This window comes from Micromonospora sp. DT53, assembly GCF_049841535.1.
Taxonomy (GTDB): domain Bacteria; phylum Actinomycetota; class Actinomycetes; order Mycobacteriales; family Micromonosporaceae; genus Micromonospora.
Window position 1 is genome coordinate 82991 of sequence record NZ_JBNCKM010000001.1, and the last position, 24492, is coordinate 107482.

General features: G+C 71.7%; 29 protein-coding genes and 1 riboswitch. Of the genes, 15 read left to right on the forward strand and 14 right to left on the reverse strand.

What is annotated here, in order from left to right:
- The first annotated feature begins 59 nt into the window (after positions 1–59).
- From recO to ACLQ3B_RS00430, 5 genes are all read left to right on the forward strand, one after another.
- A complete protein-coding gene (gene recO, locus ACLQ3B_RS00410; protein WP_425776318.1) occupies positions 60–926 on the forward strand; it encodes a DNA repair protein RecO in 867 nt (288 codons plus the stop codon).
- A 4-nt stretch (positions 927–930) separates the two neighbouring features.
- Positions 931–1743, forward strand: a complete 813-nt coding sequence (locus ACLQ3B_RS00415; protein WP_091409745.1) for an isoprenyl transferase — start codon at positions 931–933, stop codon at positions 1741–1743.
- A gap of 71 nt (positions 1744–1814) precedes the next feature.
- Positions 1815–2000, forward strand: coding sequence for a hypothetical protein (locus ACLQ3B_RS00420; protein ID WP_124820420.1), 186 nt, complete (start codon positions 1815–1817; stop codon positions 1998–2000).
- Between the two features lie 468 nt (positions 2001–2468).
- Positions 2469–2696, forward strand: a complete 228-nt coding sequence (locus ACLQ3B_RS00425) for a thioredoxin reductase (RefSeq protein ID WP_091409742.1) — start codon at positions 2469–2471, stop codon at positions 2694–2696.
- The gene (locus ACLQ3B_RS00430) at positions 2693–3454 is read left to right on the forward strand and encodes a pirin family protein (protein ID WP_425776321.1); all 762 of its coding nucleotides are present in this window, start codon (positions 2693–2695) and stop codon (positions 3452–3454) included. The genes ACLQ3B_RS00425 and ACLQ3B_RS00430 overlap by 4 nt, the downstream gene beginning before the upstream one ends.
- A 123-nt stretch (positions 3455–3577) precedes the next feature.
- Here ACLQ3B_RS00430 and gndA read toward each other — a convergent pair whose 3' ends face one another.
- Positions 3578–5020: an NADP-dependent phosphogluconate dehydrogenase gene (gene gndA / locus ACLQ3B_RS00435; protein WP_354948593.1), complete on the reverse strand. Its 1443-nt coding sequence runs from the start codon at positions 5018–5020 to the stop codon at positions 3578–3580.
- A 189-nt stretch (positions 5021–5209) separates the two neighbouring features.
- Complete coding sequence (locus ACLQ3B_RS00440) at positions 5210–5506, reverse strand: thiamine-binding protein (RefSeq protein WP_196929949.1); 297 nt, start codon at positions 5504–5506, stop codon at positions 5210–5212.
- Between the two features lie 290 nt (positions 5507–5796).
- Between ACLQ3B_RS00440 and ACLQ3B_RS00445 the strand changes: the two genes are divergently transcribed.
- Complete coding sequence (locus tag ACLQ3B_RS00445) at positions 5797–6273, forward strand: hypothetical protein (RefSeq protein WP_425776324.1); 477 nt, start codon at positions 5797–5799, stop codon at positions 6271–6273.
- 617 nt (positions 6274–6890) lie between these two features.
- Here ACLQ3B_RS00445 and ACLQ3B_RS00450 read toward each other — a convergent pair.
- From ACLQ3B_RS00450 to ACLQ3B_RS00460, 3 genes are all read right to left on the reverse strand, one after another.
- Positions 6891–7691 carry an energy-coupling factor transporter transmembrane component T family protein gene (locus ACLQ3B_RS00450; protein ID WP_425776326.1) on the reverse strand — a complete coding sequence of 267 codons (801 nt, stop codon included), beginning with the start codon at positions 7689–7691 and terminating at the stop codon, positions 6891–6893.
- The gene (locus tag ACLQ3B_RS00455) at positions 7688–9118 is read right to left on the reverse strand and encodes an ABC transporter ATP-binding protein (RefSeq protein ID WP_425776328.1); all 1431 of its coding nucleotides are present in this window, start codon (positions 9116–9118) and stop codon (positions 7688–7690) included. The genes ACLQ3B_RS00450 and ACLQ3B_RS00455 overlap by 4 nt, the downstream gene beginning before the upstream one ends.
- 108 nt (positions 9119–9226) lie before the next feature.
- Positions 9227–9814, reverse strand: a complete 588-nt coding sequence (locus tag ACLQ3B_RS00460) for an ECF transporter S component (RefSeq protein WP_425776330.1) — start codon at positions 9812–9814, stop codon at positions 9227–9229.
- 75 nt (positions 9815–9889) lie between these two features.
- Positions 9890–9994: riboswitch (TPP riboswitch) on the reverse strand.
- 107 nt (positions 9995–10101) lie between these two features.
- Between ACLQ3B_RS00460 and ACLQ3B_RS00465 the strand changes: the two genes are divergently transcribed.
- From ACLQ3B_RS00465 to ACLQ3B_RS00485, 5 genes are all read left to right on the forward strand, one after another.
- A complete protein-coding gene (locus ACLQ3B_RS00465) occupies positions 10102–10932 on the forward strand; it encodes an alpha/beta fold hydrolase (RefSeq protein ID WP_425776332.1) in 831 nt (276 codons plus the stop codon).
- Between the two features lie 26 nt (positions 10933–10958).
- Entirely contained in the window at positions 10959–11768 is an 810-nt protein-coding gene (locus ACLQ3B_RS00470; RefSeq protein WP_425776334.1) for an aminoglycoside N(3)-acetyltransferase, read from the forward strand.
- On the forward strand, positions 11765–12514 hold the full coding sequence (locus ACLQ3B_RS00475; RefSeq protein WP_425776337.1) for a sugar isomerase domain-containing protein: 750 nt from the start codon (positions 11765–11767) through the stop codon (positions 12512–12514). The genes ACLQ3B_RS00470 and ACLQ3B_RS00475 overlap by 4 nt, the downstream gene beginning before the upstream one ends.
- Positions 12515–12653: 139 nt before the next feature.
- Positions 12654–13157: a DUF6328 family protein gene (locus ACLQ3B_RS00480; protein WP_425776339.1), complete on the forward strand. Its 504-nt coding sequence runs from the start codon at positions 12654–12656 to the stop codon at positions 13155–13157.
- A gap of 104 nt (positions 13158–13261) precedes the next feature.
- Positions 13262–15259 (forward strand): acyl-CoA dehydrogenase family protein, encoded by a 1998-nt coding sequence (locus tag ACLQ3B_RS00485; RefSeq protein WP_425776341.1) that lies wholly within the window; start codon positions 13262–13264, stop codon positions 15257–15259.
- Positions 15260–15267: 8 nt separating this feature from the next.
- Here ACLQ3B_RS00485 and ACLQ3B_RS00490 read toward each other — a convergent pair whose 3' ends face one another.
- The 9 genes from ACLQ3B_RS00490 to ACLQ3B_RS00530 all read right to left on the reverse strand — a co-directional run bounded on the left by ACLQ3B_RS00490 (position 15268) and on the right by ACLQ3B_RS00530 (position 20831).
- Positions 15268–15435 carry a hypothetical protein gene (locus tag ACLQ3B_RS00490; RefSeq protein WP_167337361.1) on the reverse strand — a complete coding sequence of 56 codons (168 nt, stop codon included), beginning with the start codon at positions 15433–15435 and terminating at the stop codon, positions 15268–15270.
- A gap of 176 nt (positions 15436–15611) precedes the next feature.
- Positions 15612–16220, reverse strand: coding sequence for a hypothetical protein (locus ACLQ3B_RS00495; protein WP_425776344.1), 609 nt, complete (start codon positions 16218–16220; stop codon positions 15612–15614).
- A gap of 149 nt (positions 16221–16369) precedes the next feature.
- Positions 16370–17173 (reverse strand): class I SAM-dependent methyltransferase, encoded by an 804-nt coding sequence (locus ACLQ3B_RS00500; protein ID WP_425776346.1) that lies wholly within the window; start codon positions 17171–17173, stop codon positions 16370–16372.
- A 38-nt stretch (positions 17174–17211) separates the two neighbouring features.
- Positions 17212–17610 (reverse strand): Fur family transcriptional regulator, encoded by a 399-nt coding sequence (locus ACLQ3B_RS00505; protein ID WP_145792480.1) that lies wholly within the window; start codon positions 17608–17610, stop codon positions 17212–17214.
- Complete coding sequence (locus ACLQ3B_RS00510; protein ID WP_030491812.1) at positions 17607–17906, reverse strand: ArsR/SmtB family transcription factor; 300 nt, start codon at positions 17904–17906, stop codon at positions 17607–17609. The genes ACLQ3B_RS00505 and ACLQ3B_RS00510 overlap by 4 nt, the downstream gene beginning before the upstream one ends.
- Before the next feature lie 43 nt (positions 17907–17949).
- Positions 17950–18816, reverse strand: a complete 867-nt coding sequence (locus tag ACLQ3B_RS00515; RefSeq protein ID WP_425776349.1) for a metal ABC transporter permease — start codon at positions 18814–18816, stop codon at positions 17950–17952.
- Between the two features lie 3 nt (positions 18817–18819).
- Positions 18820–19581: a metal ABC transporter ATP-binding protein gene (locus tag ACLQ3B_RS00520; protein WP_425776351.1), complete on the reverse strand. Its 762-nt coding sequence runs from the start codon at positions 19579–19581 to the stop codon at positions 18820–18822.
- A complete protein-coding gene (locus tag ACLQ3B_RS00525) occupies positions 19578–20519 on the reverse strand; it encodes a metal ABC transporter substrate-binding protein (protein WP_425776353.1) in 942 nt (313 codons plus the stop codon). The genes ACLQ3B_RS00520 and ACLQ3B_RS00525 overlap by 4 nt, the downstream gene beginning before the upstream one ends.
- Positions 20520–20573: 54 nt before the next feature.
- Positions 20574–20831 carry a hypothetical protein gene (locus ACLQ3B_RS00530; protein ID WP_425776356.1) on the reverse strand — a complete coding sequence of 86 codons (258 nt, stop codon included), beginning with the start codon at positions 20829–20831 and terminating at the stop codon, positions 20574–20576.
- Between the two features lie 29 nt (positions 20832–20860).
- Here ACLQ3B_RS00530 and ACLQ3B_RS00535 point away from each other — a divergent pair, with 29 nt between their 5' ends.
- The 4 genes from ACLQ3B_RS00535 (at position 20861) to dusB (ending at position 24438) form a co-directional block, all read left to right on the forward strand.
- Positions 20861–21202, forward strand: a complete 342-nt coding sequence (locus ACLQ3B_RS00535) for an antibiotic biosynthesis monooxygenase family protein (RefSeq protein WP_196929963.1) — start codon at positions 20861–20863, stop codon at positions 21200–21202.
- A 24-nt stretch (positions 21203–21226) separates the two neighbouring features.
- Positions 21227–21706 carry a hypothetical protein gene (locus tag ACLQ3B_RS00540; protein ID WP_425776358.1) on the forward strand — a complete coding sequence of 160 codons (480 nt, stop codon included), beginning with the start codon at positions 21227–21229 and terminating at the stop codon, positions 21704–21706.
- Positions 21707–21821: 115 nt separating this feature from the next.
- Positions 21822–23201, forward strand: a complete 1380-nt coding sequence (locus tag ACLQ3B_RS00545; protein ID WP_196919249.1) for a glycine--tRNA ligase — start codon at positions 21822–21824, stop codon at positions 23199–23201.
- Positions 23202–23265: 64 nt separating this feature from the next.
- Positions 23266–24438: a tRNA dihydrouridine synthase DusB gene (dusB, locus tag ACLQ3B_RS00550; RefSeq protein WP_425776361.1), complete on the forward strand. Its 1173-nt coding sequence runs from the start codon at positions 23266–23268 to the stop codon at positions 24436–24438.
- Positions 24439–24492 lie beyond the last annotated feature (54 nt).

Below are 24492 nucleotides of genomic sequence, written 5' to 3' on the forward strand. Positions count from 1 at the left end.
TGAACCGCGCTTCCACCCCGATCCAACCCTGATTTCACACCCCGAGGGAGAATGGCCCGATGGCCGGGTATCGCCGACAGCTCTACCGCGACGACGCGGTGGTGTTGCGTGTGCAGAAACTCGGCGAGTCCGACCGGATCATCACCCTGCTCACCCGCCGCCACGGCCGGCTGCGCGCGGTGGCGCGCGGGATCCGCCGCACCACCAGCAAGTTCGGCGCCCGGCTGGAGCCGTTCGGCCACGTCGACCTCCAACTCGCCGGTGACCCGAAGGGCAACCACGGCAGCTCACTCCACACCGTCAGCCAGGTCGAGGGCATCGACCTGTACGGCAAACGGTTCCTGGGCGACTATCCGCGCTACACGGCGGCCAGCGCGATCGCCGAGACCGCCGAGCGGCTGACCCCGGTGGAGCGGGAGCCGTCGCTGCGGCTGTTCCAGCTCACCATCGGCGCGCTGAAGGCGCTGTCCCGAGGCGAGCACGCCACCACCCTTGTGCTCGACGCGTACCTGCTGCGGGGGATGTCCCTGGCCGGCTGGGCGCCGGCGCTGGTCGCCTGCGCGGTCTGCGGCACGCCCGGGCGGCACCGGGCGTTCTCCGTGCCGGCCGGCGGTGCGGTCTGCCTGGATTGTCGGCCACCCGGGGCGGCTCATCCCGCGCCGGCCACCATCGATCTGATGTCCGCGCTGACCAATGGCGACTGGGTGATCGCCGACGCCACCGACGCCGCCGTACGTCGGGAGTGCAGTGGGCTGGTCGCGGCTCACCTGCAGTGGCACCTGGAGCGCGCGCTACGCTCGCTGCCGCTGGTCGACCGGGGTCCCTCGGCGGCCGGCGCGGCCCCGCCGCCGCAAGGCGCCGGGGCCGTGGTGCTCCGGCCACGTGGCGACGTCGAGGCCGGGGCGGACGGCGCGAACAGGGAGTGACCGAGTGATCCGATCGAAGAAGGCCGGCCGGCGCGAGCCGACGCCGCCGGTGCCACACCCGTCCGGGGCCCGCCCCCCTGCGCTGCCCACCGAGGCCGTGCCGAAGCACGTGGCGGTGGTGATGGACGGCAACGGCCGCTGGGCCAAGGACCGCGGGCTGCCCCGCACCAAGGGGCACGAGGCGGGGGAGCACAGCCTCTTCGACACCATCGAGGGCGCCATCGAGATGGGCATCCCGTACCTGTCGGCGTACGCCTTCTCCACCGAGAACTGGCGGCGCTCACCCGACGAGGTCCGGTTCCTGATGGGGTTCAACCGGGACGTGATCCGTCGCCGCCGTGACCAGCTTGTCGACCTCGGCGTACGGGTCGTGTGGTCGGGTCGGCCCGGCCGGCTGTGGAAGAGCGTCATCTCCGAGTTGCAGACCGCCGAGGAGATGTCCCGGGACAACTCGACGTTGACCCTGCAGTTCTGCGTCAACTACGGCGGGCAGGCCGAGATCGGTGACGCCGCCGCCGCGATCGCACGGGACGTGGCGGCCGGCCGACTGGACCCGGCGAAGGTCACCGAGAAGACCGTGGCGAAGTACCTCTACCACCCGGAGATCCCGGAGGTGGACCTGTTCCTGCGGCCCTCCGGCGAGGAACGGATCTCCAACTTCCTGCTCTGGCAGACCGCGTACGCCGAGTTGGTCTTCCTGGACACGCTCTGGCCCGACTTCGACCGCCGCCACCTCTGGTACGCGTGCGAGCTGTACGCACAACGGGACCGACGCTTCGGCGGCGCGCTGCCCAACCCGGTCGCGCCGGTTATCTGAGCCGACGCGCTTACCCGCACGTCACTCTGGGTATCAGAGACGTCAGAAGCCACTGACGGAGGTGAACCCACATGATCCAGAAGCGCATTGCCCAGTGGGCGGTGATGGCTGTCGCGGTGCCACTGGCCGCAGCCGGCGCCCGCCGGCTCAGCCACACCCTGGAGGCCCGGCGTGGTCCCTCCGGGGCGACCCGGTTGCTGACCAAGGGCGCGGACCTGATGCGTCCGCAGAAGGCCAAGCGCCGCCGCTTCTTCTGACCGAACCCACCCGTCCCCGGCGCCGCCCGCACCCCGTGCAGGCGGCGCCGTCGCATCCCCGCCCCCTCCCCCACCCCGTCCGGCTCCCGCCCCGCCCCGTCCGGCTCCCGCCCCTGCCCGCCCCGGTCGATCATGGAGTTATGGTGGCCGAATCAGGCGCCTTTGCGACTTTTGTTCACCACCACAACTCCATGATCGATGCGGCCGGGGTGGTGGGCGGGTCGGAGGTCGGGAGCGTGAGCGGGTGGGGAGCGTGAGCGGGTGGGGAGCGCGGCCGGGTGGGGAGCGTGGCCGGGTGGGGAGCGCGGCCGGGGCTGGGGGAGTGCAGGGCCGGGGTAGGGGCGCGTGGGTGGGGTTGGGTTGGCGCGGGTGGTGCCGAGGTGGGGGTGGGTGCGGTCGTTTCGGGGTCCTGCGGAAGGGTGGCGGGTAGGGTCCGGAGATGGTGGCACGACGGCGGTTGGGGTGGAAATGCGAGATCTCCGATTCAAGATGATCATGGCGTTGAATGCCGCCGATCTGGGCGACCCGATCTGCGAGCAGGTGGCCGAGATCTGTGCCGAGATCGCCGAGCAGCACTGCGCGGAGTTCGGCCACACGCCGCAGCTGCGGACCGGTGAGATCGCCGAACTGGCCACCGGGGAACCGGCCCTGACCTGGGCGCCATCGACCCCCGACGCCGGGCAGCGTGCCTGGTGACCGCACCCGCACCCGCGGTAGACATCCGTCGTGCCGATGATCGCTTCGCCACCCGGATCTCGTGGCTGGACTCCAAGCACTCCTTCTCGTTCTCCCGGCACTACGACCCGGCCAACACGCACCACGGGCTGCTGCTGGTCAACAACGACGACGTGGTCCGACCGGGGGCCGGCTTCGAGACCCACCCGCACGAGGACATGGAGATCGTGACCTGGGTGTTGCGCGGTTCGCTGGTGCACCAGGACTCCACCGGGCACTCCGGGGTGATCTACCCGGGTCTGGCCCAGCGGATGAGCGCCGGCACGGGCATCCTGCACTCGGAGAAGAACGACGCCTGGCGGCTCGACAACCAGGAGCCGCACAGCGACCCCGTGCACTTCGTACAGATGTGGGTGCTCCCCGACGAGGAGGGCGTCGACCCCGGCTACGAGCAGCTGGAGATCGAGGACGAGCTGCTCCGCGGGGGCCTGGTGCCGATCGCCTCCGGGATGGACCGCTACGACGGCGCGTCCGCGATCCGGATCCGCAACCGGTACGCGACCCTGCATGCCGCCCGTCTCACCCCCGGCGACGAGGTCACCATCCCCGACGCGCCCTACGTGCACGTCTACGTGCCCAACGGCACGGTGAACCTGGAGGGCAGCGGCCCGCTCGGCAGTGGCGACGCCGCCCGGCTCACCTTGACCGGTGGCCGGCGGGTCACCGCCGACGAGCCTGCCGAGATCCTCGTCTGGGAGATGCACGCCACGGTCGCCTGACCGGCACCCGCCCGGGAGGCGCCGGCGCCCTGCCCCGAACACGGATGTAGTGGCCTCCCCGCCGGGGGAGACCACTACATCCAGCATCGGGCACGATCACGGCGGCGCGGGGCGCCGCCCCGGCTACGCCGGGGACTCGGTGCGGTCGGCCGCCCAGGTGGTGTGGAACGAACCTTCGCGGTCCACCCGCTGGTAGGTGTGCGCGCCGAAGTTGTCCCGCAGACCCTGGATCAGCGCGGCGGGCAACCGCTCCGCGCGCAGCGCGTCGAAGTACGCCAGCGACGACGAGAACGCGGGCGTCGGCACACCGGCCCGGGTCGCGTCGGCCACCACCCGCCGCCAGCTCGGCACGCCAGCGCTGACCGCCTCGGCGAAGTACGGCGCCACCAGCAGCGTCGGCAGGTCAGGCTGCTCGTCGTACGCCTCGCGGATCCGGTTGAGGAAGCGGGCCCGGATGATGCAGCCGCCCCGCCAGATCGTCGCGGTGCCGCCGAGGTCGATGTCCCAGTTGTATTCCTGGCTGCCCGCGCGGATGTGGTCGAAGCCCTGCGCGTACGCGACGATCTTGGAAGCGAGCAGCGCCCGGCGGACGTCCTCGACGAAGGTCTCCCGGTCGGTGACCTGCCACTTCTCGCCCGCGTCGGGGAACGCCCGGCGGGCCGCCTCACGCTGGTCGACGTGCCCGGAGAGCGAGCGGGCGAAGGTCGCCTCGGCGATCCCGGTGATCGGGATGCCCAGGTCCAGGGCGCTCTGCACGGTCCACCGGCCGGTGCCCTTCTGCTCGGCCCGGTCCTGCACGATGTCCACGAAGGACCTGCCGGTCGCCGCGTCGGTGTGCGCGAGCACGTCGGCGGTGATCTCGATGAGGAACGACTCCAGCTCGCCGTTGTTCCACTCGCGGAAGATCTCCGCGATCTCGGCCGGCGTCGCGTCCAGGCCGGCCCGGAGCAGGTCGTACGCCTCGGCGATGAGCTGCATGTCGGCGTACTCGATGCCGTTGTGCACCATCTTGACAAAGTGCCCGGCGCCGTCCGGCCCGACGTGCGTGCAGCACGGCACGCCGTCCACCTGGGCGGCGATCTTCTCGAACATCGGCCCGAGCTTCGCGTACGACTCGGCGGAACCACCCGGCATGATGCTCGGCCCGCGCAGCGCGCCCTCCTCGCCGCCGGAGACACCGGTGCCGCTGAAGTGCAGCCCCTGAGCCCGCAGCGCCTCCTCGCGGCGGCGGGTGTCGGCGAAGTGTGCGTTGCCGCAGTCGACGATGATGTCGCCCTCGTCGAGCAGCGGCACCAACTCGTCGATCACCGCGTCGGTGGGCGCGCCGGCCTTCACCATCACGATGACCGCGCGGGGTCGTTCCAGTGACGCCACGAAATCGGCCATCGTCTCGCCCGGCACGAACGTGCCCTCGTCGCCGTGCTCGGCGACCAGGCTGCGGGTGCGCTCCGGCGAGCGGTTGTGCACTGCCACCGTGAAGCCGTTGCGGGCCAGGTTGCGGGCCACATTTCGACCCATCACCGCCAGCCCGGTCACACCGATTTGTGCCCTCGCCTGATCAGCCATTCGTGCCGCCACCTCTCGTCACACCACTATCAGCGTTTGGAAACTTACCGTGATGTGGGCCGATACGGACCAGTGACCGTCGTCCCGTTACTGCACGTGATGTGCGCCTTGCCGATGGCGGACCGGGCTCTCAACAGTGGTCAGGGAACCCCGCGCAGGGAAACATGTCGTCATCCCGCGCCGTGCGCGTCAGCCTTCGGCGAGACGGGCTTCGATTCGGGCGATCTTCCCGGTCAGCGCGTCGGTGACTCCGGGCCGGACATCGGCCTTGAGCACCACACTCACCCGGGGCGCCTGCGCGGCGACCACGTCGACAGCCCGCTTCACCACCGCCATCACCTCGTCCCACTCGCCCTCGACCGTGGTGAACATGGCATCGGTCCGGTTGGGCAGGCCGGACGCACGGACCACCCGCACCGCCTCGGCGACCAGGTCACCCACGGAGTCGTCACCGCCGAGCGGGGTGATCGAGAACGCGATCAGCATGTGCCGATCGTGCCAGGAAAAACGGATGCGCGTGGGTGGGGCGGTGGCTACCGTACGGACATGCGTAACTGACGCCCCACTTCCGAGCCGGCCCGCCGTCCCGCGCCGCGGTCCGTGCGCTCCCGGGCGTCCCGCATCCCCTCCCCGCCGTTCGGCGGCGATGGCCCTGCCCGACACCGGTGAGCAGTCCCTTCCCCACTCGGCCGCCGCGCAACGGCGGTCACCAGCCGATCCGACCGACCGCCGCAGCGCGGGACCGGCCGTGCCGGTCGGCACTGAAGGAGGCCCGGATGCCTGCCAGGCGTAACCCGAAGAAGACCCGTACCCCGAGAGTGACGCCCCTCGGCGTGGACCCGGCGGCCGGCCCCGGCCCGCTCTCACCCACCCGCCCCGACCTCGACCTCGCGGTCGAGCCGGTGCTGCCGGCGGCGCTGGTCGAGCCGGTGCTGCCGGCGGCGCTGGTCGAGCCGGTGCTGCCGGCGGCGTTGGCCGAACCGGCCCTGCCGGCGGCGCTGGTAGAGCCGGTGCTGCCGGCAGCTGTCCTGGATGAGGTGGCGCCGCCGGTCGTTGTGCCGGCAGCGGTCGACGTGCCAGCGGTTGTCGAAGTGCCGGCGGTTGTCGACGCGCCGGCGATGGGAGATCTGCCGAAGACGGCCGGTCGACCGAAGGCGCCAACGGCCGGCCCACCGCAGGGTGGTGTCCGTTCCGGCGGCGGGCGCAGCCAGCAGACCGGACAGGCCCGCCGCTACGCCTTCCGCCGCAGCTGATCAAGCCGTCGCCCAACCCCGCCCGGCTCCACCGCGCCCCACCCACCCCGCCCCGGGCCGCCCAGCCCCGCCCCGCCCCCCGCCCCGCCCCGCCCCGCGATCTTGCACTTTCTGTCCCCGCATCGCCGACATATAAGACGAATCAACGACAGAAACCGCAAGATCGGCGCGGGCGCGGGCGCGGGCGCGGGCGGGGGCACGGACGAGGCGGGGGCACGGACGAGGCGGGGGCACGGACGAGGCGGGGGGACGGACGAGGCGGGGGCACGGACGAGGCGGAGGGCCGGCGGGGGCGAGGTGCTGGGTGTGCCAGCAATATCAGGGATGTAGTGGCCTCACTGGACGTGGAGGCCACTACATCCCTGATGTTGTGCGGATCTTGCGGGCGGGCGGCGGTCGGGCGGCGGCCGGCGGGCGAGCGGCGGGCGGCGGTCGGGCGGCGGGCGGCGGTCGGGCGGCGGGCGGCGGTCGGCGGTCGGGCGGGCGAGCGGCGGGCGGCGGTCGGGCGGCGGGCGGCGGTCGGGCGGCGGGCGGCGGTCGGCGGTCGGGCGGCGAGCGGCGGGCGGGCGGCGCGCGGCGGGCGGGCGGCGCGCGGCGGGCGGGCGGCGCGCGGCGGGTTAGCTGATCAGGGGGCGGAAGGCGCCCAGGAGGATGCTCGTGGTCAGGGCGGCTCCGGCCAGCACGAGCGCCCCGGCGATGAGGAGGGCGTCGGCGTGGGTGAAGTGCTGCCGGCGGGCGATGGTACGGGGTGTGCCGGCGTCGAAGCCCCGCGCGTCCATCGCCACCGCCAGTCGGGTGCCTCGACGGATCGCCCCCACCAGCAGCGCGAACGCGGTGGAGGCGAACAGCCGCAGCTTCGCCACCGGGTTGCGTCCCGCGTCGACGCCCCGCGCGCGTCGAGCCATGCTGATCATCTGCCATTCCTGACCGAGGAGTGGCACCAGCCGGAACGCGGCCAGCGCTCCGATGGCGAACCGGGCCGGCGCCTTCGCGTTCTGGATCAACGCGTCAGCCAGGTCGGTGGGGTCGGTGGTCGCGAAGACGATCACACCGGGCAGCGCCACCGCGAACACCCGCAGCACCAGGCCGAGCGCGGTGAGCAGTACGCCGGTGCTCACCAGCACCGGCCCGGCGTCCAGCAGGACCCGGCCGGACCGGTCGGCGGCGAACAGCACGAGGGTGACCAGGATGCCGGCGGCACTGAGCAGCAGTGGCCAGGCCCTTCGGGCCAGCACCCGGTAGCGGATGCCGAACAGCGGCAGGACGGCCAGTTCGAGGGCGATGGCGATCGCCGGGGCCACCGGGTCCAGGGTCGCCAGCAGGGTGAACGAGAAGACCAGTGCGGCGGCGACCTTCGCCACCGGGTTGCGGCGGGCCAACGGCGCGTCCGGCGCGGCGACCGGCTCGATGCTGATCATCGGTCGTCGTCCGAGGCGCGTCGGAGGGTCACGGTGCGGTCGGCGAGCGCGGCGACGAAGTCCGCGTCGTGGGTGACCGTGACCACGCCGTGCCCGGCGTCGCGCAGGTCGGCGAAGAGGTCGACCAGCTCCCGCCAGGTCCGCCGGTCCTGGCCGAAGGTGGGTTCGTCGCAGATCAGCAGACGTGGCGCGGTGGCCAGGGCGGTCGCGACGCTCAGTCGCCGCGCCTCACCACCGGAGAGGGTGTACGGGTTGGCGGCGGCGAGCCGGGTCAGCCGCAGCCGGTCCAGTAGCCCGGCCACTGTCTCCTTGACGGCCGCCTCGGGTTGACCGGTGCGGCGCGGGCCGAGCGCCAGCTCGTCGAAGACGGTGCTGGTGACGAACTGGTGCTCCGGGTCCTGGAAGACCGATCCGATCCGTCGGGCCAGCGCGGGCGCCCGCCACCGGTGCGGGGGAGTGCGCCTGTCCGCGCCGGCCAACTCGGTGGACGCGGTGACCCGTCCGCTGCCCGGCCGGAGCAGACCGCCGAGCAGCAACGCCAGGGTGGACTTGCCGGCGCCGTTCGGTCCGCGTACGGCGAGTGCTTCACCGGCGCGTACCGCCAGGTCGGTGGAGCCCAGGCGGGGCGGCAGGCCGAGCCGGTCGGCGGTGAGCAACAGCTGCCCGGGCCCGGCGGTGGCCGCCCGGGGCGCGATGGGGTGACCGGGCACCCAGACCCCCTCGGCGGCCAGGGCGGCACCGTGGGCGGCGAAGACCGCCTCGGGTGTGCCGTCCGCGCGGACGCCGCCACCCGGTTCCAGGACTACCACCCGGTCGACCAGCGGCAGTGCTTCGGCGACCCGGTGTTCGACCAGGATCAGGGTGGTGTCGGCGTCCAGCGCGCCGGCCACCGCGTGCCGGACCAGGTCGGCCCCGGCCGGGTCGAGGTTGGCGGTCGGCTCGTCGAGCAGCAGCAGGGCGGGGCGCAGGGCCAGCGCGCCGGCCAGGGCGAGGCGTTGCTGTTCACCGCCGGAGAGCGCCGCGGTGTGGCGGTCCCGGGGGTACGGGAAGCCGACCCGGTGCAGCGCCTCGTCCACTCGGGGCCAGATCTCGTCGGCCGGTACTCCCCGGTTCTCCAGCCCGAACGCGACGTCGTCGCCGCAGCGCGCCATCACCAGTTGGGTCTCCGGGTCCTGGAAGACGATGCCGACCCGTTCCCGCCCCTTGCGCGGGTCGAGCCCGTCGATCTCGACGGTGCCCTCCTGCTCGCCGGAGTCCTCGGGGAGCAGCCCGGCCAGCGCGCTGAGCAGGGTGCTCTTCCCAGCCCCCGAGGGCCCGAGAAGCAAAACCCGCTCCCCAGCCTCAACCCGCAGATCAACCCCGCGCACGGCCCAGGCGCGCCGCCCAGCATGCCGCCACCCAAATCCCCGCAGCAGTACCCCGCCCACCAACCCACCCCTCCCAGGCTCCCGCTCCACCTTGTTGATCAAGAGGTTTGCGTCAGAAAATCGGCTTCCGTTGACGCAAACCTCTTGATCAACGTGATCGAGGAGGGGTCAGATCAGGGCTCGGTTTCGGCCTGCGGGGAAGCGATCCAGGACGCCGGTGTTGGCCAGGGCCTTCGTCAGCAACCAGCCGCCCAGGCCGGCGATCACGGTGGCGCTGACGATGGTGAGCAGCGCGTACGGGATGCGGTAGTCGGTCAGCTCGTAGTCGACGTTCCAGACGAAGAAGTCGAACAGCGCGGCGCTGAGGCCGGTCAGCGCGCCGGCGAACACCGCGGTCGGCAGCCGGAACGACCGGTACTGGAAGGCGGCGAAGGCCAACTCGGCGCCGATGCCCTGCACGATGCCCTGCGGGATCACCGTGCCGGCCCACTGGCTGCCCAGCAGCGCTGACAGGACTGCGGCCACGGTCTCGCAGTAGAGCGCGGCGCCGGGCTTGCGGATGACCAGCCCACCGATCACCGCCGGCATCAGCCAGACGCCGTAGAGCAGCGTCTGCGCCGGCGGGAAGAAGGCGAACGCACCCTCGGTGGCGCTCCACACCAGGCCCCAGGCCCAGAAGATGACGCCGAAGGCGACCGCGATCACCGAGGCGACCACGATGTCGATGGTGCGCCAACGGTTGGTGGTGTTGTCCATGGTTTGCTCCCAGTTCAAGTGAAGAGAACCAGGAGAAGACGCACGCCGCGTCCGGTGGCACCGGACTGCGGCGCGGCTGGAGGTCGACCGAACTCCCTGCGCTGGCATTACCCAGATCAGGTTCGAGGGTCTGCGGGCGTGCCCGCACTCTCAGCGCTGTGCGCTCCCCTGTCGGATATGAAGTTGTCTCGCTGACGCTAACACCGACCACTGTCGCGGGCCCAGCAGGGCATCCTCCTGACCTGCGGGAGCGACCGGGCCGCCGCCCTCTGGGTACGCTTCCGATCATGCGGGTTGACGCGCGAGGCCTCACGTTCGAGGTGACCGTCGGCGGTCCACCGGGCGGCGCACCCGTCCTGCTGCTGCACGGTTTCCCCCAGCACAGCGGCGAGTGGGACGACGTGGCGTCGATGCTGCACACGGGTGGGCTACGCACGTACGCGCTGGACCAGCGCGGTTACTCGCCCGGCGCCCGGCCCACTGCGGTGGCCGACTACCGGGTCCCCGAACTCGTCAGCGACGTGGTGGCCGTGCTCGACGCGCTCGGGCTGGACGCCGTCCACCTGGTCGGGCACGACTGGGGCGCGATAGTGGCCTGGGCGGTCGCCGCCCGGCACCCCGAGCGGGTCCGCACGCTGACCGCGGTGTCCGTGCCGCATCCGTCGGCAATGGCGCACGCCCTGGCCAACGACGGCCGACAGAAGCTCCGCTCGTCGTACATTGCGCTGTTCCGCAAGCCGGGCAAGGCGGAGAAGGTGCTGCTGGCGTGGCACGCCACCGCGCTACGGATGCTGCTCGGCGGGGCGGGCGACACGTCCCGGGTGAACAGGTACGCCGACCCGATGCGCGAGCCGGCGGCGCTCACGGCCGCGCTGAACTGGTACCGCGCGATGTCCCGCGCCGACCTGGCCGGCGTCGGCCCGGTCGCGGTGCCCACCACATACGTCTGGAGTGACCGGGACATCGCCATCGGCCGGACCGCCGCCGAGGCGTGCGCGGCGAACGTCACAGGGGACTACCGCTTCGTGCGGCTGCCCGGGGTGAGTCACTGGATCCCGGACGCCGCGCCGGCCCCGCTCGCCGAGGCGATCCTGGCCCGAGTCGGCGGGACGGCCTGAGCCGTGCGGGTCAACGAGGGGAAGCCGTGGTGACGACCGACGTCAGCGGGCCGGGCAGCCGTCGCTCGATTGCCGCGCAGCTGCGCGTGCTGGGCGTACGCCCCGGCGCGACGCTGCTGGTACACGCCGCGCTGCGCCCGCTGGGCTTCGTCAGTGGCGGCCCGCACGCGGTGGTCCTCGCCCTGCGCGACGCCCTCGGCCCGGACGGCACGATCGTCGTGCCCACCCACACGCCCGACAACAGCGACCCCGCGCAGTGGCGCCGGCCGCCGGTGCCGGCGGACTGGTGGCCGCTGATCCGCTCGGAGATGCCGGGCTTCGACCCGGCGGTCACACCGAGCCGGTTCATGGGTGCGCTCGCCGAGACGGTCCGCGGCTGGCCCGGTGCGCTGCGCAGCTCCCACCCGCACGTGTCGTTCGCCGCGCTCGGCCCGGCCGCCGAGCAGGTGGTCGCCGGGCACACCCTGGCGGACATGCTCGGCGAGGGCTCCCCGCTGGCCCGGCTCTACGACCTGGACGCCGACGTGTTGCTGCTCGGCGTGGACCACTCGGTGAGCACCTCGCTGCACCTGGCCGAGTATCGCTGCCCCGGCTCGCCCCGGGAGCGGCTCGGTGCCGCCGTGCGTACCGGCGACGGTGGCCGGGAGTGGGCGTGGTGGCAGGACGTACGGCTCGACGCGGACGACTTCGCCGCGTTGGGCGAAGACCTGGAGGCCACCGGGGCGGTACGCACCGGACCGGTCGGCACCGGGACCGGCAGGTTGATGCGCCAGCGGGCGGCTGTCGACTTCGCGGTTCGCTGGCTGGCCCGCAATCGAACGACGGAGGACGTATGACGGTGAGTGCCGAGGACTACCTGGCCGTGGTGACCGAGACGATCGGCCGGGTGGCCGCCAGTCAGCGGGAGGCGGTGGGGCGAGCGGCCGACCTGATCGCCGAGGCCGTTCGCGCCGACGGCGTGGTGCACGCGTTCGGCACCGGGCACTCGGAGGCCCTCGCGATGGAGATCGCCGGACGGGCGGGCGGTCTGGTGCCGACCAACCGGATCGCGCTACGCGACCTGGTGCTGCTCGGCGGCGAACCGGCCGACCGGCTCGGTCCGCTGCTGGAACGCGACCCGGCCGTCGCGCACCGCCTGTACGAGCTGGCCCCGGTGCGCCCCACCGACGTGTTCGTGCTCGCGTCGAACTCCGGGGTCAACGGCGCGATGGTGGAGTTCGCCACGCTCGTGAAGGAACGCGGTCACGGGCTGGTGGCGATCACCTCGGCGCAACACTCCGGCCGGATGACCTCCCGCCACCCGTCCGGGCGCAAGCTGGGCGACCTCGCCGACGTGGTGCTCGACAACGGTGCGCCGTACGGCGACGCGACGCTGCCCCTGCCCGGCGGCGGCGCGGTCGGCGCGGTCTCCTCGATCACCGCGGCGCTGCTGGCCCAGCAGGTGACCGTGGAGGTGGTGGCGCGGTTGCTGGCGGCGGGGGAGCGGCCTCCGGTCTACCTGTCGGCGAACATCCCGGACGGGGACGCGCACAACAACGAGTTGGAAGCGCGGTACGCGGGCCGCATCCGACGCGGGTCCTGACCCGGTGCTGGTGGTCGACTTGCGTCCTTGAGATGAACGGCAGATGTCGTGAACCTGTTTCGCGCTCGGCCGGGTGGGGCATTGGCGTTGCTGCCGGCGGCCGGGACCGCCGGCAGTAGCGTCTCACCGGAGGTAGCGCGTGTCCAAGGAGACCGAGAAGCAGCGCTGGCAGCGCAACTTCGCCGACCTGCTGCAGGAGTTGCGGGTCGCGCAGACCGGCGTGCAGATCCTCTTCGCCTTCCTGCTCACCCTGCCGTTCAGTAACGGGTTCACCGAGACGACGGAGTTCCAGCGCGACGTCTACATCGTGGCGTTGCTCGCGGCGGCCGCCGCCACCGCACTGATCATCTCGCCGGTGGCGTTCCACCGGGCGCTGTTCCGGCAGGGCCGCAAACCGGAGCTGGTCCGCTTCGCGCACCGGATGGCCACCGGCGGCCTCGCCTTCATGCTGATCGCGATGGTCAGCGCGGTGCTGCTGATCACCGACTTCGTGCTGGACCGGCCGATCGCCTTCCTGCTCAGCGCCTTGGCCGGCATCTGGTTCCTCACGTTCTGGGTGGCCCTGCCGTTCGCCCGCCGCAACTGGGGGGAGGACGACATCGACGACGATGACGACGACCCGGACCTGACCAGCGGCCGCTGACCGCGCCGATCTCCACGCAGCGCTACCGCTGGGTAACAACCGGGGGTAGCGTGGCAGTAGTCGCGCACGTCGACGCAGCCGCACCGAGCTTCGAGGGGGCAGCCGTGACCACGACGCAGAACGGCCGACCGGCACCGGACGGCCCCGACTCCGAAACCACAGCCAATGCCGCGGCGCCACTGCCCGCGGAAGCCGGGCAGGTCTCCGAGAAGGAGGCCCGGCAGGTCGCCGAGGCCGCCCGCGAGTCCACCTGGGACCGGCCCAGCTTCGGCAAGGAGCTGTTCCTCGGCCGGTTCCGGCTCGACCTGATCGACCCCTGGCCTCGATCCGACCCGGACGACGTGGCTCGGGCGGAGGAGTTCCTCGGTCGGTTCCGCGCCTTCCTGACCTCCGAGGTGGACGGCGCGGCCATCGAACGGGACGCCTCCATACCCGACTCGGTGTTCCACGGCCTGGCCGACCTCGGCGCGTTCGGCATGAAGATCGACCGGAAGTACGGCGGGCTCGGGCTGAGCAACCTGCACTATTGCCGGGCGCTCATGCTGGCCGGTTCGGTGAGCCCGGCCATCGGCGCGCTGCTCTCGGCGCACCAGTCGATAGGTGTGCCGCAGCCACTGAAGATGTTCGGCACCGCCGAGCAGAAGCAACGCTTCCTGCCCCGGCTCGCCGCCGGCGAGGTGTCCGCGTTCCTGCTCACCGAGCCCGACGTCGGCTCCGACCCGGCCCGGCTGGCCACCATCGCCGAGCCGACCGAGGACGGCACAGGTTACCGGCTCAACGGGGTGAAGCTCTGGGCCACCAACGGCACCGTGGCCACCCTGCTGGTGGTGATGGCCCGGGTGCCGGCCACCGAGGGACGTCGCGGCGGGATCACCGCGTTCGTGGTGGACGGCGACAGCCCCGGCATCACCGTCGAACGGCGCAACGAGTTCATCGGCCTGCGCGGGCTGGAGAACAGCCTGACCCGGTTCCACGACGTGATCGTCCCCGCCGAGAACGTCATCGGCGGCGAGGGCAAGGGGCTGAAGATCGCCCTGACCACTCTGAACACCGGCCGGCTCTCGCTGCCCGCCATGTGCGTGGGCGCCGGCAAGTGGGCGTTGAACGTGGCCCGGGGGTGGGCCGCCGACCGGGTCCAGTGGGGACGGCCGGTGGGCGAGCACGAGGCGGTCGCGCAGAAGCTCTCCTTCATCGCCGCCACCACGTACGGCATGGAAACCATGCTCGACCTCTGCTGCCTGCTCGCCGACGACGACCGCAACGACATCCGGATCGAGGCGGCGCTGGTCAAGCTGTACGCCAGCGAGATGGCCTGGAAGATCGCCGACGAGTTGATCCAGATCCGGGGCGGACGAGGCTACGAGACGGCCGACTCACTGGCCGCCCGCGGCGAACGCCCGGCCGCCGTCGAGCAGATGCTGCGCGACCTGCGGATCAACCGGATCTTCGAGGGCGCCACCGAGATCATGCATCTGCTGATCGCGCGGGAGGCGGTCGACGCCCACCTGTCGGTGGCCGGCGACATCATCGACCCGGACGCGGGGCTGGGCCGCAAGGCCCGAGCCGGCGCGCGAGCGGGCGCCTTCTACGCGAAGTGGCTGCCGACCCTGGCCGTGGGCCGGGGGCAGAGCCCATCGGCGTACGCCGAGTTCGGCCCGCTCGCCGCGCACCTGCGGCAGGTGGAACGTTCGTCCCGCAAGCTGGCCCGGTCGACGTTCTACGCGATGTCCCGCTGGCAGGGAAAGATGGAGCGTAAGCAGGCGTTCCTCGGCCGGATCGTGGACATCGGCGCGGAGTTGTTCGCGATGTCCGCGGTCTGCGTCCGGGCCACCGCCGAACGGGACAGCCGCCCGGAGAACGTCGAGCTGGCCGACCTGTTCTGCCGGCAGGCGCGGGTGCGGGTGGACGCCCTGTTCGCCGCACTCTGGGACAACACCGACTCGGTCGACACCGCCGCCGCGAAGCGCATCCTCGCCGGCCGCTACGCGGGTCTGGAGGCGGGCGTGCTCACCCCGTCCGACGAGCTGCCCTGGGTGGCCCGCTGGTCGGCCGGCCCGTCCACCGCGGAGGACGTCCGCCGTCGCATCCCCCCGAAGCCGTAGACCGGCGGTCAGCGGGAGACCGCCCAGGCCAGGACTCCCGCCAGGATCAGGCCGTTGAGCCCGGCCAGCGCCAGGTACGCCGCGGGTGGGATCTTCTTGCCCCGGCGTACGAAGGAGACCAGGACGGCGGCGTAGCCGAGCAGCAGGACGGCGATGACGACGAGGAAGTAGAACACCCGACGACTTTAACGACACCCTCGTCGGGCTGGGCCTGCGCCCGGCGGAACGACAGTTCGTCAACCCACCCTGCCTGGTCGATCATGGAGTTGTGGTGGGTTACAAAGCACCCGGAAAACATCCAAACCAGGCACCACAACTCCTTGATCGACGGGGTGCGTGCCGGCGAACGACCTTAGCGACCCCGGCCGCGTAGGCCGAGTTGGCGCAGCTCCAAGGCGGCCAGGGCGTCAACTGTCGCGTCGTCCCCGCGCCGCCACGCCTCGGCGACGTCCGGACCGATCCGGGTCAGTTTGCCCAGTGGCTGGGTGGCCAGCGCGCGCAGGGCGAGGAGGTCCCGGCCGGCTGGCCCGGCAGCCAGCTTCGTCGCCGATCCGGCCCGGCGCATCCAGCGGACCCGCAGCGGCAGCCAGCCGAACAGCACGATGCCGAGCGGGAAGATCAGCACCGCGATGGCGAGGGCGAGGGCCAACTGGTCGACCAGGTGCTGCTGGTCGCGGCCGGCGTCGGCGAGTGATCGGGCGGCATCGGCAGCCCGCTGGAACGGTGCGGTCAGCTCGTCACCGACCAGCGGCACCCGGCCGACCTTGCCGCCGGCGTCGGCCAGGTTGTCGGCGAGCCCGGTGCCGGCGCCCTCCAACTTCTGCCCCGGTACGGCGAGCTTCTGCACCAGGTCGTGCAGCCACAGCGCGCCGCGGATCGCCACGTACACCCAGGCGACGACGAGTAGATCGGTGAGCAACTGACGGGCGGCGGTCGGGAACCGATCAGCATAGATTTTCACGTCGGCCAGCGTGCCACGAACGGACGCGGTGGGGCACCCGTCGGATCAGCCGACAGATTGGTCCACCACCTTCACCACCTGCTCTGGCACCTCGTCGCCGAAAGCCTCCTCAGCCACAGTCCGGGAGATGCTCAGGCCGTTCAACCGATTCACCGGACACGTTCGGCGAGCCTCAGCTCAGTCAGGTAGCGCTTGACGACTTGACCCCCGTAGTTGACGTCGATGAGCCGCGCGATGGAGTTCAGTAATGCGCTCTGCTGCGCGGCCGGCAAGGCACGGTGGCCGGAGTAGGTCAGCAGCAGATCCAGGTAGTCCGCTGTCGAGTACGGCAATTCCCACTCGTATCGGTAGAAGCTCGCAGGCCCGAACCGGTCCGACGAGGTCAGCTCCCGATCGTCCTCCGGAATGTCTGGAGCACCTTCAAGACGCAGGCCCGGTGGGGTCGACGGATCGAAGCGCTCGTAAAGCTTCTGAATCTCGACGAAGAACCCCTCGGTCCAGGTGCCACCGGCGATGTGGTGGGTTCCCACGGTGGCCAGCAGACCACCGAGACGCAAGGCGTCAGCGGACTTCGACACCCGCACGGCCGGATCGATCCAGTGAAACGCCGTCGCGGAGAGGACCACGTCGAACGGTTCCGCAGGCAAGGGCCACTCCTCGAACGCTGCCGTCACCACCTCCACCGAGTCGGAGCCGGCAAGGTTTCGCCGAGCCACGGCAGCCATGTCTGCGCCCAACTCGACGGCCACGATCCGGTAGCCCCGTTCCGCCAGCGGCACGGTCGCCTGCCCGGTGCCGCAGCCGATCTCCAACACCCTTGCATCGGGCGCTACGCCGGCCGCGGCGAGATCATCGAACATCTGTGCCGGGTACCGGGGCCGCGCACGGTCATACCGTTCAGCGTCCTCGTTGAAGGTTTCTCGTAGCCTCACGTAGTCGTTGCTCTCGCTCACCCAGAGAGAGTACGAGTGGCCACTCCTACGGCAGGCACTCAGCGGACGCAGGTCGGGCAGGTGCCGAAGATCTCCAGGGTGTGGCTGACGTCGGCGTAGCCGTGTTGGGCGGCGACCCGGTCGGCCCAGCTCTCCACGGCGGGGCCGGCCACCTCGACCGTACGCCCGCACACCCGGCAGACCAGGTGGTGGTGGTGCCCCTCGCTGCACCGGCGGTAGAGGTGCTCGCCGCCCGGGGGACGCATCACGTCGATCTCACCGGCGTCGGCGAGCCCCTGGAGGGTGCGGTAGACGGTGGTCAGGCCGACCCGCTCGCCGCGCTGCCGCAGCATCGCGTGCAGGTCCTGAGCGCTGTGGAAGCCCTCCATCTCGCCCAGCAGCGCGCTCACCGCCGAACGCTGCCGGGTGTTACGCACCGCGGCGCTGCTCTCGCTCATGATCCCTCCCCGGCGTGGCTGACCGCGTCCGACACGATGTGCGCGACGTGCTCGTCGACCAGGCTGTAGGCGATCTCCCGGCCCCGGCGCGAGCCGCGCACCACGCCCGCGCCGCGTAACACCCGCAGGTGCTGGGAGACCAGTGGTTGCGCCGCGCCGAGCTTCTCCACCAGCTCGTGCACACACCGCTCGCCGCCGGCCAGCTCACTGACGATGGCCAGCCGAATGGGCGCGGACAGGGCGCGGAGCAACTCGCTGGCCCCGTCGAACCCGTCGTAGCCCGTCGCGCTGGTCATCCTGCAACGGTAACCAATACCAACGACGTCTCGCTGATCAGGCTCAGCTCAGCACGACCTCGTGGGGTTCCGGCGCCGACACGGCGGTCGGTGTCGTCCGGCGGCGCACCACCCGCCAGACGGCGCCGGCCACGGCCACCACCAGGAACGAGGCGATCGCCACCAGCACCACCGAGGCGCCCGGCGCGGTGTCGGCCGTCGCCGCCACCCAGACACCCGAGCCGGCGGCGAACAACCCGAGCGCCATCGCGGCGGCCATCGTGCTGCGGAAGCCCCGGGTGACCTGCTGGGCGGTGGCGACCGGCACCACCATCAACGCGCTGATCAGCAGCACTCCGACGGCCCGCATGGCGATGGTGACGGTGACCGCCGTGGCGACCGCGATCAGCAGGTTCAGCGTGCGGACCGGCAGGCCGGAGACCCGGGCGTACTCCTCGTCGTGGCTGACCGCGAAGAGCGCCGGCCGCAACGCGATCATCGTGACCAGGATCGCCGCGCCGAGCACCACGACGGTGATCACGTCGGCGAGGGAGGTGGTGAGCAGCGACCCGAACAGGTACTCGTTGAGGTTGGCGCTTGTCGCGTCGGAGAGACCAACCAGCAGCACGCCGCCCGCGATGCCGCCGTAGAAGAGCAGGGCCAGGGCCAGGTCACCCGAGGTACGCCCGCGAGCCCGGACGATCTCGATGGCGACCGCGCCGATGGTGGCGGCGATCACCGCGACCAGCACCGGTGAGCGGTTGAGCAGCAGCCCCGCCCCGACGCCGGTCAACGCCACGTGCCCGATGCCGTCGCCGATCAACGTCAGCCGGCGCTGCACCAGGTAGATGCCGAGCGCCGGCGCGGCCAGGCCGATCACCAGCGCGGCGATCAGGGCACGCTGCATGTAGGGGTACTGGAAGAGTTCCATGGGTCAGTTGCTCCACAGCCCGGCGGGCTCGTCGTAGCAGTGCGGGTGCACGTGGTCGTGGTCGGGCTCCGCGTGATGGCCGGCCGGGTCCGGCACCGCGCCGTCGTGGGCGATGCGACCCTCGTGGACGACGACAGCCCGGCTGATCACCGGTCGCAGCGGGCCCAACTCGTGGGCGACGAGCAGCACCGTCCCGCCGTCGGCGACGAAGTCGCGCAGCGCGCCGGCGAACGCCTCCTGGCTGGCCGCGTCCACCCCGGCGGTGGGCTCGTCGAGAACCAGCAGCTCTGGCTGGCCGGCCAGGGCACGGGCGATCAGGGTGCGTTGCTGCTGGCCGCCGGAGAGCGTGGACACCGGGTCACCGGCCCGGTCGGCGAGCCCGACGGCGAGCAGTGCGGCGTCGACGGCGGCCCGGTCGGCGCGACCCGGCGGGCGGAGGATCCCCCGGCGGGCCAGCCGGCCGGAGGCCACCACCTCGCGGACGGTGGCCGGCACGCCGCCGCCGGCGCCCAGGCGCTGCGGGACGTACCCGATGCGCGCCCACTGCCGGAACCGGCGCAACGGCCTGTCGAAGAGGGTGACCGAGCCGGCGCTGATCGGCACCAGCCCGAGCACGGCGCGGATCAGGGTGGACTTGCCGGAGCCGTTGGCGCCGAGGATCGCGACCACCTCGCCGGCGGTCACGGTGAGCGAGATGTCCCGGAGCACGGGGCGGCCGTCGTAGCCGACCACCCCGTGCTCGACGGTGATGACAGGTGAGGTCACGAGCAGCTCAAGGCCGTCTGCAGGGTCTGCAGGTTGGTACGCATCACCGAAAGGTAGTCCCCGTTGCTGTCTGCGGCGAGCCCTTCGATCGGGTCCAGCACGGCGGTCTTCGCGCCGACCTGACCGGCGATGGTCTCGGCCACCTTCGGGCTGACCAGGGTCTCGAAGAAGATCGTGGTGGCCTGGTGCTCCTTCGCCTCCTCGATCACGTGCGCGAGGCGCTGCGGCGAGGGCTCGACGTCCGGGCTCAGCCCGGTGATGCCGACCTGGTCGAGCTGGTACCGGTCGGCGAGGTAGCCGAACGCGGCGTGGCTGGTCACGATCTCCCGCCGCTGGCAGGTCGCCAGACCGTGCTTGAACTCACCGTCCAGGGTCGTCAGGTCGGCACGTAGGGCTGCGGCGCGGGCGGTGTAGTCGGCGGCGTGGCCCGGGTCGGCTTTGCCGAGCCGCTGGGCGAGTTGGTCGCCGATGCCGGCCAGCCGGGTCGGGTCGAGCCAGACGTGCGGGTCCTTCCCGCCGCTCTCCTCGGTGTGCCCCTCCTCGCCCTCGTGGTCGTGCCCGCCAGCGGACGCGTCCAACAACGGCTGCACGCTTGTCACGTCGAACGCCCGGTCGCCGCCGTTCTGGGCGACGGCGTCGTCCACCGCCGGCTGGAACCCCTTGAGGTAGACGATCAGCTCGGCGTCGCTGACCTCGCCGACCTGGCTCGGGTTGAGCTCCAGGTCGTGCGGCTCGGCGCCGGGCTTGGCCAGGTTGGTCACCCGGACCGCGTCGCCGCCGATCCGCTCGGCCAGGAACTGGAGGGGGTAGAACGCGGCCACCACGTCGACCCGTTTGGGGTCGGCGCCGCCGGCGCTCGTGGAGCAGCCGGCCCCGGCGCCCAGGGCGAGCAGGGCGGCCGTGGCGGCCAGGACACGGAAGGTGGTGCGGTTGCTCATGTCGTCAACTGTCCGTGGCAACGATAATGATTGTCAAAAACGCATGATTGCATGTCAGAGGAGCTTCGCGAGGCCCACCGCCACCAGCAGGGTCAGCATCACCAGCCGGATCAGCCGGGTCTGCGGCGCCTGAATCGCCCAGGTCGTCGCCAACAGGGCGATCAGGACCCCGGCGAGCGCGAGCGTCAGCAGCCCGCCGACCACCCCGGGCGTGAAGAACGCCACCAGCACCACCACCAGGGTGAGCAGGAACACCGACGTCGGGTTCGCCCCGGCCAACCGGGCGAGCAGAGGGCGCTGCGTACGCTGCATCCCACAGACTCTACGAGGAGGAACCCCCGGTGCTGGTGACCAACCGGTTCGTGGTCGACGTCGATACCGCCGACGGCTTCACCGAACGGGCGCACGCCGCCCTCACCGCGCTGGCCGGCCGGCCCGGCTACCTGCGTGGCCAACTGGTCCGGGCGCTGGACGACCCCCGGCACTGGTCACTGGTCACCGAATGGGAGTCGGTCGGCACGTACCGACGGGCGCTCGGCGCCTTCGAGGTCAAGGTCAGCGCCGTGCCGCTGCTCGCCGAGTCCGTCGACGAGCCCTCCGCCTACGAGGCGCTCGCCACCGCCGCACCCGGCGGGGCCGTGGTCGTCGCCGAGAGTGATCGGGCTGCGGGTCCTTACCGCTGAGCCGCCGGACACTACGCTGCTCCTATGACCGCACCCGCCCCGCCACCCGGTCCCGGCGTGGCTCCGCCGTTCGCCGCGCCGCCCACCGAGGGCCGCCGGACCCGGCTCTGGATCGGCCTCGGCGTCGGCGCGCTCGCCGTGGTGCTCTGCTGCGGCGGGGGTGGCACCGCCGTCGTCGGCCTGGCCGTCAGTGGAGTCCAGGCGATCCGGGAACAGGCCCGCACCGTGACCGGCGACTACTACCAGGCGCTTGTCGAGCGGAACTACGGGCGGGCGTACGACCAGCTCTGCGACGACGCGCAGCGGCGTGAGTCCCGGCCGGAGTTCGAGCGGCGCGCCGCCGCCGAACCGCAGGTGACCGCGTTCCGGGTGGGTGAGGTGGACACCACATACCTGACCGTGCCGGTCGACGTGACCCTCGACGGCGGCGACCGGGAGCGCCAACAGGTCAGCCTCGGCCAGGACGGGCAGGGCGGCGGCGTGGAGGTCTGCGAGGTCAGCTGACCCGCCCCCGGTATTCTGCTGGGCTCGGGGGGACGGTCGTCGTACCGTTGTCCCCGAACCGACCGTTCCATCCACATCTCGCCCCCGCCGACCGCCAGCCGGCGTAGGAGGAAACATGCCAGCCGACCGTATCGACGCCGTCGTCAGCCTCGCCAAGCGCCGAGGCTTCGTCTTCCCCTCCAGTGAGATCTATGGAGGCACCCGATCGGCGTGGGACTACGGCCCGCTCGGCGTGGAACTCAAGGAGAACGTCCGCCGGCAGTGGTGGAAGAACATGGTCCAGCAGCGCGACGACGTCGTCGGCCTGGACTCCGCGGTGATCTTGGCCCGCAAGGTGTGGGAGGCGTCCGGCCACATCGCCGAGTTCGTCGACCCGCTCACCGAGTGCCAGTTCTGCCACAAGCGGTTCCGCGCCGACCACCTGGAAGAGGCGTACGCCGAGAAGCACGGCAAGCCGCTGACCTCACTGGCCGAGCTGAACTGCCCCAACTGCGGCAACAAGGGCACCTTCACCGAGCCGAAGATGTTCAACGGCCTGATGAAGACCTACCTGGGCCCGGTGGAGAGCGACGAGGGGCTGCACTACCTGCGCCCGGAGACCGCCCAGGGCATCTTCGTCAACTACAAGAACGTCGAGACGGTCGCCCGCAAGAAGCCGCCGTTCGGCATCGCGCAGACCGGCAAGTCGTTCCGCAACGAGATCACCCCGGGCAACTTCATCTTCCGGACCCGCGAGTTCGAGCAGATGGAGATGGAGTTCTTCGTCGAGCCGGGCACCGACGAGCAGTGGCACGAGTACTGGCTCCAGGAGCGCTGGAACTGGTACCTCGACCTCGGCCTCTCGGCGGACAATCTGCGTCTGTTCGAGCACCCCAAGGAGAAGCTGTCGCACTACTCGAAGCGGACTGTGGACATCGAGTACCGCTTCCAGTTCGGTGGCACCGAGTTCGCCGAGCTGGAGGGTGTCGCCAACCGCACCGACTTCGACCTCTCCACGCACAGCAAGCACTCCGGCGTCGACCTGTCGTACTTCGACCAGAGCAAGAGTGAGCGCTGGATGCCGTACGTCATCGAGCCGGCCGCGGGTCTGACCCGCGCGGTGCTCGCCTTCCTGCTGGAGGCGTACGACGAGGACGAGGCGCCGAACACCAAGGGCGGCGTGGACAAGCGCACCGTGATGCGGTTCGACCCGCGGCTCGCCCCGGTCAAGGTGGCGGTGCTGCCGCTGTCCCGCAACGAGGCGCTGTCGCCCAAGGCCAAGGACCTCGCGACGCTGCTGCGCAAGCGCTGGGTGGTGGAGTTCGACGACTCGCAGGCGATCGGGCGCCGCTACCGCCGGCAGGACGAGATCGGCACCCCGTTCTGCGTGACCGTCGACTTCGACACCCTGGACGACAACGCGGTGACGGTGCGCAACCGGGACACCATGGCCCAGGAGCGCGTCTCCCTGGACCAGGTCGAGCGCTATCTGATCGAGCGTCTCCCCGGCTGCTGAGACTCCGTGCACGGGGCCTCGGCCGACGCGAAAAGCGCCGGTCGGGGCCCCGTACACTTGTCCGGTGACTGCCTCGACCGTGCCCGCGCTGCGCCCACTGACCCTCGGGCCGCACCAGGTGTGGCCGCCGGTCGTGCTCGCGCCGATGGCCGGGATCACCAACATCGGGTTCCGTCGGCTCTGTCGCGAGCAGGGCGGCGGCATCTACGTCTGCGAGATGATCACCACCCGGGCGCTTGTCGAGCGCAACCCGAAGACGCTGCGCATGATCGCGTTCGGCGACGACGAGAAGCCCCGCAGCCTCCAGCTCTACGGCACCGATCCGGAGATCACCGCCGCCGCCGTGCGGATCGTCGTCGAGCGCAACCTGGCCGACCACATCGACCTCAACTTCGGCTGCCCCGTACCCAAGGTCACCCGGCGTGGTGGCGGCGCGGCGCTGCCGTGGCGGCGCCGGCTCTTCGCGCGACTGGTGCGGGCCGCGGTGGCCGCCGCGGCACCGTCCGGCGTGCCGGTCACGGTCAAGATGCGCAAGGGCATCGACGAAGACCACCTGACGTACGTCGAAGCTGGGCTCGCCGCCCAGGACGCCGGCGTGGCCGCGGTGGCCCTGCACGGGCGGACGGCGTCGCAGCGCTACTCGGGCACCGCCGACTGGGACGCGATCGCCACGCTGAAGCAGGCCCTGGACGTGCCGGTGCTCGGCAACGGCGACATCTGGGAGGCCGACGACGCGTTGCGGATGGTCGCGCACACCGGCGTCGACGGCGTGGTCGTCGGGCGAGGTTGCCTGGGCCGACCGTGGCTCTTCGCCGACCTGGAGGCCGCCTTCAACGGCCGGCCGGAGCGGCGGCTGCCCACCCTCGGCGAGGTGGCGGTGACCATGCGCCGGCACGCCGAGCTGCTGGTCGACCAGTTCACGGCCGGCGCCCGCAACCCGGCCCGAGGCGAACGGGACGGCTGCACCGACTTCCGCAAGCACGTCGCCTGGTACCTCAAGGGCTTCCCGGTCGGCGGCGAGCTGCGTCGCTCGCTGGCGATGATCGAAAGCCTCGCCCAGCTCGACGACCTGCTCGGCAAGCTCGACCCGGCGGAGCCGTTCCCGCTGGCCGCCCTCGGGCAGCCGCGCGGGCGTACCAACTCACCGGGCAAGGTCTTCCTGCCGGAGGGCTGGCTGGCCAGCCGAGACGACGACACGGTCCCCGAGGGTGCCGAGATGGACGACTCCGGCGGCTGAGCCCTCGGTGGTGGGCCTTCGGTGGGCGCTCGGTACAGGGCGCGTGGCCAGTGA

Bases quoted from the DNA above. Each gene is read 5' to 3' on its own strand.
- ACLQ3B_RS00530 (WP_425776356.1), bottom strand. From the start codon at position 20,831: ATGCAGCGTACGCAGCGCCCTCTGCTCGCCCGGTTGGCCGGGGCGAAC.
- ACLQ3B_RS00475 (WP_425776337.1), top strand. From the start codon at position 11,765: ATGACGGTGAGTGCCGAGGACTACCTGGCCGTGGTGACCGAGACGATC.
- ACLQ3B_RS00510 (WP_030491812.1), bottom strand. From the start codon at position 17,906: ATGACCAGCGCGACGGGCTACGACGGGTTCGACGGGGCCAGCGAGTTG.
- ACLQ3B_RS00515 (WP_425776349.1), bottom strand. From the start codon at position 18,816: ATGGAACTCTTCCAGTACCCCTACATGCAGCGTGCCCTGATCGCCGCG.
- ACLQ3B_RS00450 (WP_425776326.1), bottom strand. From the start codon at position 7,691: ATGATCAGCATCGAGCCGGTCGCCGCGCCGGACGCGCCGTTGGCCCGC.
- recO (WP_425776318.1), top strand. From the start codon at position 60: ATGGCCGGGTATCGCCGACAGCTCTACCGCGACGACGCGGTGGTGTTG.
- ACLQ3B_RS00425 (WP_091409742.1), top strand. From the start codon at position 2,469: ATGCGAGATCTCCGATTCAAGATGATCATGGCGTTGAATGCCGCCGAT.
- ACLQ3B_RS00540 (WP_425776358.1), top strand. From the start codon at position 21,227: ATGACCGCACCCGCCCCGCCACCCGGTCCCGGCGTGGCTCCGCCGTTC.
- ACLQ3B_RS00505 (WP_145792480.1), bottom strand. From the start codon at position 17,610: ATGAGCGAGAGCAGCGCCGCGGTGCGTAACACCCGGCAGCGTTCGGCG.
- ACLQ3B_RS00465 (WP_425776332.1), top strand. From the start codon at position 10,102: ATGCGGGTTGACGCGCGAGGCCTCACGTTCGAGGTGACCGTCGGCGGT.
- ACLQ3B_RS00545 (WP_196919249.1), top strand. From the start codon at position 21,822: ATGCCAGCCGACCGTATCGACGCCGTCGTCAGCCTCGCCAAGCGCCGA.
- ACLQ3B_RS00460 (WP_425776330.1), bottom strand. From the start codon at position 9,814: ATGGACAACACCACCAACCGTTGGCGCACCATCGACATCGTGGTCGCC.
- gndA (WP_354948593.1), bottom strand. From the start codon at position 5,020: ATGGCTGATCAGGCGAGGGCACAAATCGGTGTGACCGGGCTGGCGGTG.
- ACLQ3B_RS00440 (WP_196929949.1), bottom strand. From the start codon at position 5,506: ATGCTGATCGCGTTCTCGATCACCCCGCTCGGCGGTGACGACTCCGTG.
- ACLQ3B_RS00445 (WP_425776324.1), top strand. From the start codon at position 5,797: ATGCCTGCCAGGCGTAACCCGAAGAAGACCCGTACCCCGAGAGTGACG.
- ACLQ3B_RS00420 (WP_124820420.1), top strand. From the start codon at position 1,815: ATGATCCAGAAGCGCATTGCCCAGTGGGCGGTGATGGCTGTCGCGGTG.
- ACLQ3B_RS00525 (WP_425776353.1), bottom strand. From the start codon at position 20,519: ATGAGCAACCGCACCACCTTCCGTGTCCTGGCCGCCACGGCCGCCCTG.